Origin of the sequence: Streptomyces bugieae (assembly GCF_036352915.1) — a bacterium.
Classification (GTDB): Bacteria; Actinomycetota; Actinomycetes; order Streptomycetales; family Streptomycetaceae; genus Streptomyces; species Streptomyces endophytica.
On record NZ_JAZBJP010000001.1, the window covers coordinates 871,570 to 885,782 of the forward strand.

The 14,213-nt window shown below is 75.1% G+C and carries 9 protein-coding genes; 3 read left to right on the forward strand and 6 right to left on the reverse strand.

Annotated elements, in window-relative coordinates:
• Positions 1–12: 12 nt before the first annotated feature.
• The 6 genes from V2J85_RS04105 to V2J85_RS04130 form a co-directional block, all read right to left on the reverse strand.
• The gene (locus V2J85_RS04105) at positions 13–1,170 is read right to left on the reverse strand and encodes a hypothetical protein (protein WP_330820640.1); all 1,158 of its coding nucleotides are present in this window, start codon (positions 1,168–1,170) and stop codon (positions 13–15) included.
• Positions 1,171–1,202: 32 nt separating this feature from the next.
• Positions 1,203–2,474, reverse strand: a complete 1,272-nt coding sequence (locus tag V2J85_RS04110; RefSeq protein ID WP_330820641.1) for a pyridoxal phosphate-dependent aminotransferase — start codon at positions 2,472–2,474, stop codon at positions 1,203–1,205.
• Positions 2,471–3,853 carry a KamA family radical SAM protein gene (locus V2J85_RS04115; protein WP_330820642.1) on the reverse strand — a complete coding sequence of 461 codons (1,383 nt, stop codon included), beginning with the start codon at positions 3,851–3,853 and terminating at the stop codon, positions 2,471–2,473. The genes V2J85_RS04110 and V2J85_RS04115 overlap by 4 nt, the downstream gene beginning before the upstream one ends.
• Entirely contained in the window at positions 3,853–5,667 is a 1,815-nt protein-coding gene (locus tag V2J85_RS04120; protein WP_330820643.1) for a carbamoyltransferase C-terminal domain-containing protein, read from the reverse strand. The genes V2J85_RS04115 and V2J85_RS04120 overlap by 1 nt, the downstream gene beginning before the upstream one ends.
• Positions 5,664–8,132, reverse strand: coding sequence for an ATP-grasp domain-containing protein (locus tag V2J85_RS04125; RefSeq protein ID WP_330820644.1), 2,469 nt, complete (start codon positions 8,130–8,132; stop codon positions 5,664–5,666). Before V2J85_RS04125 ends, V2J85_RS04120 begins: the two co-directional genes overlap by 4 nt.
• A 200-nt stretch (positions 8,133–8,332) precedes the next feature.
• Complete coding sequence (locus V2J85_RS04130) at positions 8,333–9,604, reverse strand: condensation domain-containing protein (RefSeq protein ID WP_330820645.1); 1,272 nt, start codon at positions 9,602–9,604, stop codon at positions 8,333–8,335.
• Positions 9,605–9,925: 321 nt separating this feature from the next.
• Here V2J85_RS04130 and V2J85_RS04135 point away from each other — a divergent pair, with 321 nt between their 5' ends.
• The 3 genes from V2J85_RS04135 (at position 9,926) to V2J85_RS04145 (ending at position 14,116) form a co-directional block, all read left to right on the forward strand.
• Entirely contained in the window at positions 9,926–11,554 is a 1,629-nt protein-coding gene (locus V2J85_RS04135; RefSeq protein ID WP_330820646.1) for an AMP-binding protein, read from the forward strand.
• Positions 11,555–11,577: 23 nt separating this feature from the next.
• Positions 11,578–12,813: an MFS transporter gene (locus tag V2J85_RS04140; RefSeq protein ID WP_330820647.1), complete on the forward strand. Its 1,236-nt coding sequence runs from the start codon at positions 11,578–11,580 to the stop codon at positions 12,811–12,813.
• A 61-nt stretch (positions 12,814–12,874) separates the two neighbouring features.
• Complete coding sequence (locus tag V2J85_RS04145) at positions 12,875–14,116, forward strand: ATP-grasp domain-containing protein (RefSeq protein ID WP_330820648.1); 1,242 nt, start codon at positions 12,875–12,877, stop codon at positions 14,114–14,116.
• Positions 14,117–14,213: the final 97 nt, after the last annotated feature.

The window sequence follows — 14,213 nt, forward strand, 5'->3', positions numbered from 1 at the left end:
TTCGTGGTGCGGTCAGCGGGCGATGCGGCACAGGTCGTCGACCCGGCGGAGGTTTTCGGGTACGAGCGCGTCGGCGTCGAGTTCCCGGCCCAGTGCGGTCTCCAGCCGCTCGATGATCTCGATCAGCCGGAAGGAGCTGAAGGAGGGGAAGGAGTCGAAGGGGGCGCCGTCGAGGAGGCCGGCCACCTCCACGCCGAGCACCTCCGCGGCCACGGCGGCCACCCGGTCGCGGAGCGCGTCGTCGGCGGGTGGGGCGGCCGCGGGGGCCGGGTTGCCGGGCGGGGTGCCGAAGACGGCGATGTCGGCGGTGAGCACCTGCCGCAGCCGGTCCACGACGCCCGGGGGCTCGGCGCGGCCGCGGGACAGCCGGCGGTGGGCGAGGTAGGTCTGCTCGACGACCTTGTCCCAGGCCCGCAGGTGCCCGGCCTCGGCCGCCCGCCGCTCCTCGTCGGCGTGGTCGGTGAAGAGCGCGCGGTAGGTGGCGTGCAGGGTGCGGGAGCGGGCCAGCAGCCAGGTCTCGACGGCCAGTTGACCGATCGCCCGGACGCGGTCCGGGCAGGCGTCGTACGCGTCGAGGTAGGCGGCGACCGCGCTCTCGTCGACGGACACCAGCGGGGGCGGTCCGGCGGCCGGGCGGGCGGTGTCCGGTGCCACCTCGACGACCTCGGCGGACTCGATGCCGGCCAGCGCGTCCTCGGTGAGCACCCAGGTGCCGGGGGCGGCGGTGCCCCAGGAGGTCTCGCTGCGGTAGGCGTCGGTGACGTGCCAGCCGCCGGGCCCGGCGGCGAGCAGGAAGCTGTGTTCCATGTGTGCCTGCCCGTGGTACGGCAGCCAGGGCAGGTGGAAGGAGTCGGCGACGACGTAGCGGGCGGCGCCGGCCCGGCGGATCGCCGCGAACATGCCGGTGCGGCTCATCCGCTCCCGCCGCACGACGCGGAGCCCCAGGAGGCCCGGCGCCAGCCGGAGTTGCTCGGTGAGCGGCGGATCGACGGTGGGCAGTCCGCCGGGGCCCTCCCAGGAGCGAAAGCCCAGGGGGGCGCCGAGCCGGAGGTGTGCTCCGGGCCCGTGGTGGTGGTCCGCGAGGACCGCCAGGTTGACCTGGACGCAGTCGAGCAGACCGCTGTGGACGGAACCGAACGCGAACTGCTCCGGTTCCCCTGTGACGGCCATGGCCGGTGTCCTTCCGTGCGGGGTGGTGGGGCTCATGCCGCCCCCGTCAGCCGGGCGAAGCCCTCGGCGATCCGGGTGAGTTCGGTGGCGATGTGCGGCAGGCGGGTGGGGTCGGCGGCGTGCAGCGCCTCGTGCTGCTGCCGTTCGTCGCCGTAGAGCAGGCTGGTGGCGGCCTTGAAGCGCAGCGCCTGCGGGGCGTCGCCGAGGAGGTGTCCGGCGAGCACGACGATGCCCGCGTCGTCGAGGAGGCGGGCGGCGAGCGAGGCGGAGTCGGTGACGCCGCGGGCCGCCAGCCGGTCGCGCAGCGGCGCGAAGTCCGGGTAGACGTAGAAGCCGCCGGTGGGCGGGCGGCACACGGCGCCCGCCTCGACCGCGGTCCGGTGCACGGCCCGGGCCACCGCGCCGTGCAGCCGGGCGCTCGCCCGCATCCGCGCGGTGATCTCCGGCGGTTCGGCGTACGCGTACTCGGCGACCTGCTGCATCGGCCCGGCCAGGGTGGACCAGATCTCGCTGGCCGCGGCGAGGGTGGCGTCCCGGAGCAGGGCGCCGGTGTCGCCGGAGGGGAAGCGGGCCACGCCGATCCGCCAGCCGCCGAGGCCGAGGGTCTTGGACAGTCCGCTGGTGACGACGGTGCGTTCCGGGGCGACTTCGGCGGGGCTGAGGTAGGGGGTGGCGTCGGGGTCGTGGACGAGGTCGCGGTAGATCTCGTCGGAGACGATCAGCAGGTCCTCGGCGCGGGCCAGCGCGCACAGGTCGCGGATCAGCGCGGGCGGGGCCACGGTTCCGGTGGGGTTGTCGGGGAGGGTGAGGACCAGCAGCCGGGGGTCGGCGCCGGCCGCCCGGGCCCGGTGCAGGGTCTCGCGCAGCGCGTCGGGCGCCGGGACGCCGCCGCACTCGGCGGGGACCGGCACGCCGAAGACCTTCTTGCCGGCGTACCGGGCCTGCGGGGCGTAGCTGTTCCAGGCGGGCCGGGGCAGCAACAGGTCGCCGGGGACGACGAGTTGGAGGGCCATCAGCAGCGGTTTGCTGCCGGGGGCGACCATCACCCGGTCGGGTTCGGTGGGCAGCCGGCGGCGGGTGAAGTAGCCGGCCACCGCGCGGCGCACGCTCTCCGCGCCGGCCACCGGCCCGTACGCCGAGCGGCTCGCGCCGGCCGCCAGCTGGGCGGCGAGCTGGGGCAGGACCGGCAGCCGGGCCTCGCCGAACGCCAGGTGGACCAGCGAGGCCCCTTCGGCGCGGCGCCGGTCGACGAGCTGGTTGAGCGCCAGGTTCGGGGAGGGCGGGGCGACGGTGACGGCGGTCATGCGGGGTTCCTCTCCGCGCGGCCGGTGCGGCGGGCCGCGCCGGGGCCGGCCGGGCCGGGTGCGGTCGGTGCGCCGCCGCGCAGGGCCGCGGCGAGGTCGGCCGGGGTGGCGGGGTCGGGTACGAGGTCGTCGAGCCAGGCGGCGTCGGCGGAGTAGCGGGCCCGGAACGGCCGGCCGACCAGGTCGGGGTTGCGGGCCTGGAGCATCCGCAGCCGGAAGTACGCCCCGTCGGGGGTCTCCTCGACGCCGTCCACGACGACCTTGCCGGGGGTGGCGGACATCACCGGGCCGCGCACCGTGCGGGCCAGGCCCGGCAGGGTGCGGTAGGCGTCGGTGAAGATCTCGACCGCCCTGGCCAGCGGCACCTTGAAGTAGTCGTAAGGGCCGGTGTCGCGCTCGACGAACAGGTAGTAGGGCACCGCGCCGGCCGCGAGTTCGGCCCGCCACAGCTCGCTCCAGACCCGGGCGTCGTCGTTGACGTGGGCGATCAGCGGCGCCTGGCAGTAGACCACCGCGCCGGTCGCACGGATGCGGGCCAGCGCCTGCCGGGCGAGGCCGGTCGCCAGTTCCCGCGGGTGGCTGAAGTGCGCCATCACCGCGAGCTGCCGCCCGGAGGCGATCACCCGCTCGAACAGCCGCAGCACGTCGTCGGCGTCCGGGTCGGTGACGAAGCGCTGCGGCCAGTAGGCGACGGACTTGGTGCCGATCCGGATCGTGCGGACCGTCTCGACGCCCAGCAGCGGCTCCAGGTGGCCGCGCAGCCGCTCGGTGGACATCACCATCGGGTCGCCGCCGGTGACCAGCACGTCGTGGACCTCGGGGTGGTCGGCGAGGTAGCGGATCAGCCCGCCGGGGTCGGGGGCGGCGAATTTGAGGTCGGCGTCGCCGATGAACTGGGCCCAGCGGAAGCAGTAGGTGCAGTAGGCGTGGCAGGTCTGGCCCTGGCCGGGGAAGTAGAGCACCGTCTCGCGGTATTTGTGCTGCAGGCCGGGGAGCCGGCCGCCGTCCTGGGTGGGCACGTTGAGCTGCTGCTGGCCGGACGGGTGGGGGTTGAGGCGGCGGCGGATCTCCTGGACGGCCCCGCGCAGCAGCGGCTTGTCGGCGGGGTCGGCGGAGAGTTTGGCCAGCTGGTTCTCGTCGGCCGGGGCGAGCATGCCGCGCTGCGGGAAGGTGAGTTGGAACATCGGGTCCTGGGGGACCCGGTCCCAGTCGATGAGTTCGCCGAGCACGTACTCGTTGACGCGGAACGGCAGCACCAGCGACACCCGGCGCACGGTCTCGCGGAGGTCGTCGGGCAGGCCGTGGCGGCGGGCGATCTCGTCGAGGTGGCGGGGGCCGAACGCCCGGAAGCGGGCGGTCTCCGGCAGGCCGGCCGGCATCAGCGCTCACCCCCGGTCCGGTGCGGTTTGCGGTAGAGGTCGTCGCCGAGGACCAGGAAGTCCAGGTCCATGGCGCGGAAGGCGCGCAGCGCGTCGGCGGCGGTGTTGACGATGGGCTCGCCCTTGTCGTTGAAGGAGGTGTTGAGCAGGACCGGGGGCGCGCCGTGCCGTTCCAGGGCGTCCAGGGCGGCGCCGACCGCGGGAGCCTCGTCGCCGTGCAGGACCTGCGGCCGGGTGGTGCCGTCGACGTGGACGACGCCGGGGGCGACCTGCCGGCCGAGCTCGGTGGCCTTGGCGGCGCCGAGCATGTAGAGGCTCAAGTACTGCTGCTGCGCCCAGAGTCGGGCGCCGTAGCCGGGCCGGGTGACGCCGGCGAAGGGGCGCCACTGCTCGCGGTTCTTGACGGTGTTGACCCGGGTGTTGACGTCCGCGGTGTCCGGCACGGCGATGATCGAGCGCCGGCACAGCGCCCGCGGCCCCACCTCGGCCCGCCCCTGGGCGACCGCCCCCACCTGCCCGTCCAGCAGCAACCCGGTCAGCTCGTCGATGTCCAGATCCGCCCGCACCAGCCCCGAGAGGTCCAGCCCCTCGGCCACGGCCCCACGCCGGCCCCGCCCCGGCACACCGGCGCCCGTAACACCGGCCCCCGGAGCACCCGCTCCCGGCACCCCGGCCCCCGGAGCACCCGCTCCCGGCACCCCGGCCCCCGGAATACCCGCCCCCTCCCCGCCGTTGAGGCGATCAGGGGCCCACACATCCACCCCCAGATAGGGACTCAGCGCCCCCGCCCTCCTCCTGGGCGGCCGCACCGTCCAGGCCGCCCCGAGGGCGACCCCCGCGTCGTGCGGTACGGGCGGTACGTACAGCGGGCCGGGCAGCGTGCCGTTGGTGCTGCAGTTGAGGGCGACGCCGCCGCTGAGGCACAGCTCCTCGACGCCGGCCGCCCTGCGGGTCAGCGCGGCGAGATGGGTCACGGTCTGCTCGATGAGCCGCTGGGCGGTGTACGCGACGAGGACGGCGTTCGGGTCGTCGGGGAGCCGCTCCTCGGGGACGCACGGCCCGTCCGCCCCGGCGATCTTGGTGTAGCGCTCCCGCCAGCGGCCGACGGTGTCGTCGTACTGCGCCTTGATCTCGTCGGCGGTGGCCTTCCCCCGGCTCTCCGCCAGCGGTTCGACGGCCAGGCCGAAGTCGTCGGCCGTGAGGTCCACCAGCGGCTCGACGTCCAGCCCGGCGGCGCGCCCGTAGGCGGCCAGGCCCATGGTCTTGCCGGCGTTGAGGAAGGAGAAGCCGAGCCAGGTGGAGGCGGCGTCGTAGGCGTAGCCGAGCGAGGCGGTGCGCTGCCAGCTGCGTTCCAGGCGGGGTTCGGCGCCGTCCTCGTACGTCCAGATCGTGGAGGACTCGTTCTCGCCGTGGCCGTCGACGACCAGCACCCCGGCCTTCGGGAAGGGTGAGGCGTAGAAGGAGGAGGCGGCGTGCGCCTGGTGGTGGGGGACGCGGACGACCTCGGGCGTGCGGCCCGTGAAGTCCAGTCCGACGGCGTAGGCGAGGAATTCGGCGTCGTTCGCGAAGCGCCGCGGGTAGAGCTGTTCGCTGTCCCAGCCGAGGGCGACCACGTCGATGTCGGCGGCGGTGATGCCGGCCTGGGCCAGGCAGAAGCGGGCGGCGCCGAACGGCTTGCGGTAGAGGGAGTGGCGGTGGCGGTTGACGCGCTCCTCTTCGGTGAAGGCGATGATGTCGCCGTCCCCGTTGACGAGGCAGGCGGCGCTGTCGTGCCAGCCGGTGGGCGGTGCGTTGACACCGAGGATCCAGGTCATGGGCGGTTGTCCTTGGTCGGGGTGGACGGTCGGAGCAGCGGGGTCAGGGAGTGGCGTACGGCGTGCCGGGCACCGGTCAGCGCGGTGGCGCACTCCTCGGGGGTGTCGCCGACGGCGATGAGGGCGGCGAGGCGCGGCACGATGCCGCGGGGCGGCAGCCGCAGCGTGGTGCCGGGCGCGGCGAGCGGCACGGCCCGGACGATGCCGGGGACGGTCGCGGCGGTGGTGAGGTCGAGGGAGTGGACGGTGCCGTCGTGCTCGGGGTAGACGAAGCTCACCTCGGCGCAGCGGTCGTGGTGCGGGGTGAGTTCCGGGGTCCGGCCGAGGGCGAGGTCGGCGGCGGCCGCGACCGGGTCGACGCCGGTGGCGAGGGTGCCGAGGAGCGGGATGAAGTCGCCGCCGAGCCGGCCGTTGACCTCGACGACGCGGGGTCCGGTGGGGGTGAGGCGGAGTTCGGTGTGGGTGAGGCCGGTGCGGATGCCGAGGGCGGTGTGCGCGTCGGTGACGACGGAGCGCACCTCGTCGGCCCACGGCTCGTGCCGCCAGGGCGCGACGAGGTGCCCGGTCTCCTCGAAGTACGGGGCGAAGCCGAGGCGTTTGCGGGCCACGTTGACGATCCGGACGGTGCCGTCGGCGACCGCGCAGTCCACGCTGATCTCGGGTCCGGTCAGGTATTCCTCGACGATCGCGCCGGCGGTCGCGGGGATGCCGGGGAAGGCGGCGGTGCGGGCCTGGTCGAAGGCGTGCCGGACCTGTTCGGGGTCGCCGGCGAGGGTGACGCCGATGCTGCCGGCCAGGGCCCGGGGTTTGACGACGACCGGCCGGCCGAGTTCCTCGGAGGCGGCGACCGCCTCGTCGGGGGTGTGGACCTCGTGGAAGCGTGCGGAGGGCACTCCGGCTGCGGCGAGCAGCCGGCGGGTGGCGAGCTTGTCGCGGCAGCGGCGGGCGGCCTCGGGGCTCATGTGCGGCAGGCCCAGCCGGCGGGCGGCCTCGGCGGTGCTCTCCAGCAGGGTCTCGTCCCAGGTGAGGACGGCCCCGGGGCCGGGGTGGCCGGCGAGCAGGTCGGCGATCGCGCGGGTGGTCGCGGTGGCGTCGGAGGTGTCCGCGGTACGGAACCGGTCGGCGAGGTACCGGCGTTGCCAGTCCGGCTCGGTGGACTGGACGAGGGCGGTGGTCACCCGGCCGGCGACGGTGTCCAGGGCGTAGGCGCGGTAGGGCGGGTTGCCGCAGCCGACGAGGACGAGCCGGGCGGGTGCCGCGGGGTCGACGGGGGTGCAGTCGAGCCGGGCGGTGCGCAGGGTGCGGTGGAGGGCGGCGGTCACTTCCGCGCTGCTGCGGCCGCGGAAGCGGAACCGTGCCCCGGCGTGTTCGTATCCACCGCCCCGCATCAACGTGCCCCGTTCCGGGAGGACTTGGGCGTACGGTCCGTCGTCGGCAGGATATCCGGTGATATCGCGTACCCGGCAGGGGGCGGGGACGGAGGGCGGGACCAGCAGCCAGCCGGCCACCTCGTCCGGTGCGGGGTGCGCGCCGGCGGTCGGGTCGGGGGTGCCGACCTGGTGGGCGAAGGCCGCGGCCATCAGGTCGATGCCGTGCACCTCGCGCCAGACGAAGGGGACTTCGGCTCCGCCGGGGCGGGCGCCGATCTCCAGGACGGTCAGGTCGCCGCGCTCGCTCTCGAAGAGTTCGAGGTGGAAGACGGACGGGCCGGTGAACAGGGCCTCGGTAGCGGCGGCGGTGAGCCCTCCGATGCGGGCGAGGAGCGCGGGGTCGTCGATCTCCACCGAGCCGAGTGCCGCGCCGGTGGTGAACTCCAGGCAGGTGTGGAGGTAGCGGGAGGCCCGCCAGGGACCGAGGCGGTCGCCGGTGTGCACGCCGTCGACGTGCAGGACCTGGTCGGGCCGCCACTGCTGGACGAGCATGCCGGTCTCCGGCGGGAAGGCGTGGCGCCCGAGGTCGTCCGGGGAGTCGAGGCGGGTGATGCCGGCGCTGGCGGTGCCGCGCCGCGGTTTGAGCAGGACCGGCCAGCCGTGCCGGGCGGCGAAGGCGGCCACCGCGTCGGGTCCGGTGGCCGCGGCGGTGGGCGGTACGGGGAGGCCGGCGGCTTCGAGCCGCTGGGCCATCAGCAGTTTGTCGCGCAGCGGCAGCAGGTCCTCGGCGCGCTGTCCGGGCAGGCCGAAGGCGTCGCGGAGGTCGGCGGCGAGGTCGAGGTCGGTCTCCTGGAGGGCGACGATCCGGGTGGGCGGGCCGAGCCGCTCGACCAGGGTGTCGAGGGCGGCGCGGACCTCCTTGACGTTCTCGGTGCTGTCCACGAGCCGTACCGCGGCGGCCTGTTCGACGGGGAGGTGGCGGGCGGCCCGTTCGGTGGTGAGGTAGCTGACGCGGTGGACGGAGTGGTCGAGGTAGGCGGCGTAGTCGGCGTAGCGGTCGGTCCAGCGGTGCAGGACCAGGACGTGTTCGGGCACGGGCGGCCTCCTGGGGGCAGGAACGAGCACGGCGGGGGTGGGGCGGGCGACGGGGGCCGGCCGGGGGTGCGGCCGCGCGGCATCGGCGGCGCGCGGTGTGGTCCGGCGGGGGGCACGGGGCCGGCCGGTGCGGCGGGCGGGATCCGCCGGGCCGCGGCGCGTGGCCGTGGCCGGTGCCGGTGTGGGTGGGCGGTTCCGCCTCAGGGCCGCCCGGCGGCGGTGAGCAGGCCGTCGTGCAGGTCCCGGAGCAGCTCGGCGCACTGTTCGCGGCCGAGGTCCTTCGCGGTGAGCCGGATCGAGAGCCCGGCGTCGGTCTCCAGGGCACGGGCGTAACATCGCGGCCCGATGGTGGTGAAGGGTTCCTCCCAGGTGAGGGTGGGTGGGCGGCCGTCCCTCGGGCCCTGTTGCGGTGGGGCGTCCAGTGGCGAACCGCCGGGTACGGCCACGTAGTTGAAGGCGCAGGCCGGTTCGGCGGCACCGGGCGTCCGGGCGCGCAGGGCGGCGACCGCGGTGACGTCGTGCATGCCGTGCCGGAAGGCGGTCAGGCCGCTCCAGTGCACCGCGTCCGCGAGGGTGACCAGGTCGTCGGTGCGGGCCTGTTCGACGAGGGCGGGGACCCACTGGTTCATCGAGGTGACCACGGTCTTCCAGCGGCCGGCGAAGCGGTTGGCGCTCATCAGTTGGACGAGCAGGGTGTCGGTGCCGCATCGGCGGGCGACGCTGCGGACGTAGGCGGCGAGGACGACGCTGGAGACGGAGACCCGGGCGCGTTCGGCGAGGGTGTGGGCGGCCGGGCGGGCGGCCGCGGAGTGCAGGGTGGCCTGGACGGTGCCGCCCGCCGTGCCGGTGTGGGGCAGGGCGGCCGGCGGTGCGTGGGAGAGCAGCTGGGTCCAGTGGTCGAGCGCGGCGGCCTGCCGGCGGAGTCCGGCGGGGCCGTACTGTTCGGCGGCGAGGTCGGCGGGGCCGGGCGGGGTGGGGCCGAGGCCGTCGGGGTCGGTGAGCGCCTGCCGGAATTCCCGGTGCAGGAGTTCCTGGGCCCAGGCGTCGGCGGTGATGTGGTGTTTGACGAACAGCAGGTGGGTGGGGGTGCCGTCGCGGGTCAGCAGCCGGGCCCGCCAGCCGTGCTGCCGGCCGAGGTCGAAGGGCTGGTGGGCGAGTTCGGCGGCGCGGCGGTCGGGCGCGGTGCCGTCGTCGGGTACGGCCGGCAGGGTGTCGTCGGTGTCGCGGTCGGGCGTCAACTGCCGTGGCGCGTCGGCGTCCTGGAGGTCGTAGCGGGTGCGCAGCGAGGGGTGCCGGGCGGCGACGGCGCCGAGCGCGGTGCGGACCCGTGCGGCGTCGGTGCCGCGCGGCAGCGGCCAGGCGGCGGCGTTGTTGGGCTCGTGCCGCCGGTGGGCCGGCAGGTCGCGGATGTCATGCCACACCGAGAGCTGGCCCAGCGAGAGCGGTCCGGCCTCGGTCATACGTTCCCCCATTGCTGCACTTCCATCATGCGAAATTTGAATTCCGTGCACGACCGACGCTGCCACAAGCTGTTGAAGTCTGTCCAGGTCGACCGGGCGACCATCAAACGTGACCCACCTCACACGCCAACCCCGTCGCGCACATGAGAACCTGATCACCACTCTTCGAAATTCAACTTCCGCTATACGGAAGCATGGAGGGCGCTTCGACCGCCGGCCGGGCGCTTCCCGGGGCGCCGCCGCGCACGCCCGTCAGCAGCCGACGGATCGTCATATCCGCCCCGGCTGCCCCGGATTCACCGTTCCCGTACACCACGAGGGGTCTTTCGCACCGTGAGCACCGTGAGTCAGCCGCCGTCCGCCCCCGCCGGTCCGGCCGGGGAGTTCCTCCACGACTTCCTGCTCGCCGCCGCCCGGCACACCCCCGACGCCCCCGCCGTGATCGAGTCCCCCCGGCCCGGTGCGACCACCGTGACCACCTACGCCGAACTCGGCGCCCTGGTGGACGCGTACGCGGACGGCCTCGGCGCGCTGGACATCGAGACCGGCTCACGGGTCGTCCTGGAGTCCGACACCACCGCACCGGCCGTCGCCGCGCTCCTCGCCTGCTCCCGGGCCGGCCTCACCTTCGTCCCGGTGAGCCCCGAAACCCCGCGGCAGCGACTGGAGTCGATCCTCGCCACCGCCCGGCCCGCGCTCCACCTCCAGGCCGCGGACGGCACCCGGACCGGCCTCCCGCCGACGACCGGCACCGCCCGGTTCGGCCCGGACGGACTGACCGTCGACCGCGCCCCCGGACCCCACCGGCCCCGCCGCCGGGTGCCCTGCGTCACCGACCCCGCGTACATCATCTTCACCTCCGGCACCACGGGCCGGCCCAAGGGCGTGGTGATGAGCCACCGGGCGGTGACCGCCTTCTACCGGGGCATGCTGGCGCACCGGATCGCCGCGCCCGAGGACCGCGTCGCCAGCACCTCACCGCTGCAGTTCGACTTCTCGCTGCTCAACATCGGCCTGGCGCTGGGCAGCGGCGCCGCCGTCGTCCCGGTCCCGCCGCAACTGGTGCGCTGGCCCCGCCATCTGCTGCGGGTGCTGCGGGAGACCGGTGCCACCCAGGTCAACGGCGTCCCGTCGATCTGGCGGCAGCCGCTGCGGTACGAGCCGGAGCGGCTGGCCGCCCTCGACCGGCTGCGTTCGGTGCTGTTCTGCGGCGAGGAGTTCCCGCTGCCCGAACTGCGGCGGCTCCAGGAACTGCTGCCCGCGGCCCGCATCATCAACTGCTACGGCGCCACCGAGTCGATGGCCGCCTCCTTCGAGGACGTCCCGCGCCCCCTGCCGGACGACGTGGAGCGGTTGTCCATCGGCGTCGCCCACCCCGGTGCGGAGATGCTGCTCGTCGACGCGTCGGGGACGGTCGTCGACCGGCCCGGCGTGCCCGGCGAGATCCATCTGCGCAGCCCCGCGCTGTTCTCCGGGTACTGGGACGACCCGGAGGCCACCCGCGCCGCGCTGGTCCCCGACCCGCTGTGTCCGCAGTCCGGCCAGGTGGTGCTGCGCACCGGCGACCTGGCCGTCCGGGGCGAGGACGGCGCGTTCTTCTTCCGCGGCCGGACCGACTCCCAGGTGCAGATCAACGGCAACCGCGTCGAACTCGCCGAGGTGGAGCGGCGGTTGACGGAGTTCCCCGGCGCCGCCGCCGCGACCGCGCTGGCCCTTCCCCTCCCCGACGGCGGCCTCGAACTCGCCGCCTTCGTGGTCCCCGGTGCCGGCCGGACCCCGCCGGACGCCGGCGCGCTACGGGAGTTCTGCGCCGCGGCCCTGCCGCCGTACATGGTCCCGCAGCAGATCCAGCTGCTGGACGCGCTGCCCGTCACGGCGAACGGCAAGGTCGACCGCGCGGCCCTGGCCGACGCCGCCGCCCGGGCCGTGGCACCGGCCGTGCCCGGCGGCGGCCCGCAGTGACCGACCACCCGCAGGAGAGAGCCGTGCGCAGCACCGACGCCCCCGCACCGCCGCCCGGTGCGCCCGCACCCGGCCGGCTGCGCCGTTACGTCCGGGTGCGGGCGGGCGGACTGCCCCGCGCGTTCTGGGTGCTGTGGGGCGGTTCGCTGGTCAACCGCCTGGGCTCGATGGTCAATCCCTTCCTCGCCCTCTATCTGACCGGTGCCCGCGGCGTCTCGCTGGCCGACACCGGCCTGGTCCTCGCCGTCGTCGGCGTCGGCTCGGTCGTCTCCCAGCCGCTGGGCGGCTTCCTCGCCGACCGGTTCGGCCGCCGGGTGGCGCTGACCGGCGGGATGCTGGCGAACGGCGCGACCCTGCTCGTCCTCGGCCACGCCCACGGCCTGACCGTGCTGATCCTCGCCTGCTTCACGCTCGGCGTCACCATCGACCTCTTCCGCCCCGCCGCCCAGGCCCTGGTCGCCGACGCGGTGCCCGCCGCCGACCGCACCCGCGCCTTCGGGCTGCTGCTCTGGGCGATCAACCTCGGCTTCTCGGTCGCCATGGTGCTCGGCGGCCGGCTCGCCTCGCACGGCTACCAGTTGATCTTCTGGATCGACGCGGGCGCCTGTACGTTCTTCGGGGTGCTGGTGTGGCTGGCCGTCCCGGAGACCCGCCCGGCCGTCCGGGACCGCACCGCCGGCAGCTACCGCACCGTCCTCGCCGACCGCCCCATGCTCGCCTTCGCCGGGATCATCGTGGTCTACGCGGTCGTCTTCCAGCAGGCGTTCGCCACCCTGCCGCTGGCGATGCGCGGCACCGGCCTGTCCAGCGGCGCGTACGGCCTGGTGATGGGCGTCAACGGCATCGTCGTGATCGCCCTGCAGCCGCTGATCGGCCACCGGCTGGCCGACCACGACAAGAGCCGGGTGCTGGCCACCGGGTTCGCCCTGGCGGCCGGTGGCAACGCGGTGGCCGCCACCGCCTTTGCCACCGTCGGGTACGCGCTGGCGGTCACGGTCTCCACGGTCGGCGAGATCCTGGTCTTCGCGGTCACCGCGGCGGTCGTCGCCGACCTGGCGCCGGCCCCGCTGCGCGGCCGCTACAACGGCCTGATCGGGATGGCCTGGGGCACCGGCTTCCTGATCGCCCCCGTCGCCGGCACCCGTCTGCTCACCCTCGGCTCCCCCGCCCTCTGGCTGACCTGCGCCGCGCTGTGCCTGCTCGCCGCGGCCGGCCAGCTGGCCCTGGCACCGGCGCTGCGCCGCCGCGCCACCGGCTGACCGGCGAACCGCCGCACCGCGCACCGCGCACCGCGCACCGCGCACCGGAAGGAACCGCACCGTGAAGAAAGTCCTGCTGATCGAGCCCGACGTCGCCGCGGGCGAGGACCTGCTGACCGCGGCCGCCGGGCTGGGCCTCGCGGCCTACGCCGCCACCCATGAGGACGTGTACGCGCGCTACCGCCCCGATCTGAAGGCGCGGATCACCGCGCCGGTCTTCACCGACTTCGCCGACCCCGCGGCCGCCCGCGCCGAACTGGCCGCGTTCTGCCGCGCCCACGACGTGGCCGCCGTCGTTCCCTGCTGGGAGTTCCTCACCCCGCTCGCCACCCGGCTCGCCGCGGACCTGGGGCTGCCCGGCCACCGGCCCGAACTCGCCGACGCCGGCCGCAACAAGCGGATGATGGCCGAGGCGTTCGCGGCCCGCGGCGTACCGGCCCCGCGCACGGTCGCGGCGCCGGACGCCGCCGCCCTGGCCCGCCGGATCGCGGACGCCGGGCTGGACTTCCCGCTCGTCGTCAAACCGGCCGAGAACGCCGCCTCGATCGGGGTGTCCGTCGTCCGCTCGGCCGCCGAACTCCCCGCCGCCGCCCGCCTGGCCCGCTCCGAGACGCACAAGCCCTCGCACGGCATCGCCCTGGACCGCACGCTGCTGGCACAGGAGTACGTGCCCGGCGAGGAGTTCAGCGTCGAGACGGTCCTGGCCGGCGGCGAGCTCCACCACCTCGCGGTCACCGAGAAGTTCACCACCGACGGGGCCCACCGCGCCGAACTGGGCCACACGGTGCCGGCCGAACTCCCCCGCGACATACGGGCGGCCGTGCTCGCGGCGGCCACCGCGGCGTGCACGGCCCTGGGCCTGCGCCACGGTGTCGCGCACACCGAGGTGAAGGTCGACCCCCGGGGCCGCCCGTACGTCCTCGAGGTCGGTGCCCGGCCCCCGGGCGACCACATCATGAGGCTGGTCAAGGAGGCGCTCGGCATCGACATGGCCCGCGCCTGCCTCCAGGCCGCGCTGGGCGAACGCCCCGACGTGACACCGCGCCGGGCGGCGGCCGCCGCGATCCGTTTCCTCACCGCTCCGGAAGCCGGCACGCTGCGCTGGGTCAGTGCCCTCCCCCGCGGCGAGCACATCGTCGCCACCGGCCTGTCGAAGCTGCCCGGCGACGACGTCGGCGGTCCGCACGACAACCTCAGCCGGATCGGCCGGATCATGCTCCGGGCCGGCACCGCGACCGAGGTCAACAAGGCGGCGGCCGCGGCCCTGGAGTCCGTCACGGTGGAGCTGACGACCCGCTGGTGACCCGCCTCGACGATCTACTGAATCCGTCGCGACAAAAGACCTGGACAACGAATTCCGCCGCCATGTAGACAGTCGACCATGGAATCAGGACACAAGG

Excerpts from the sequence above, each read along its gene's own strand:
- V2J85_RS04105 (WP_330820640.1), bottom strand. The coding sequence starts at position 1,170 with ATGGCCGTCACAGGGGAACCGGAGCAGTTCGCGTTCGGTTCCGTCCAC.
- V2J85_RS04110 (WP_330820641.1), bottom strand. The coding sequence starts at position 2,474 with ATGACCGCCGTCACCGTCGCCCCGCCCTCCCCGAACCTGGCGCTCAAC.
- V2J85_RS04115 (WP_330820642.1), bottom strand. The coding sequence starts at position 3,853 with ATGCCGGCCGGCCTGCCGGAGACCGCCCGCTTCCGGGCGTTCGGCCCC.
- V2J85_RS04120 (WP_330820643.1), bottom strand. The coding sequence starts at position 5,667 with ATGACCTGGATCCTCGGTGTCAACGCACCGCCCACCGGCTGGCACGAC.
- V2J85_RS04130 (WP_330820645.1), bottom strand. The coding sequence starts at position 9,604 with ATGGGGGAACGTATGACCGAGGCCGGACCGCTCTCGCTGGGCCAGCTC.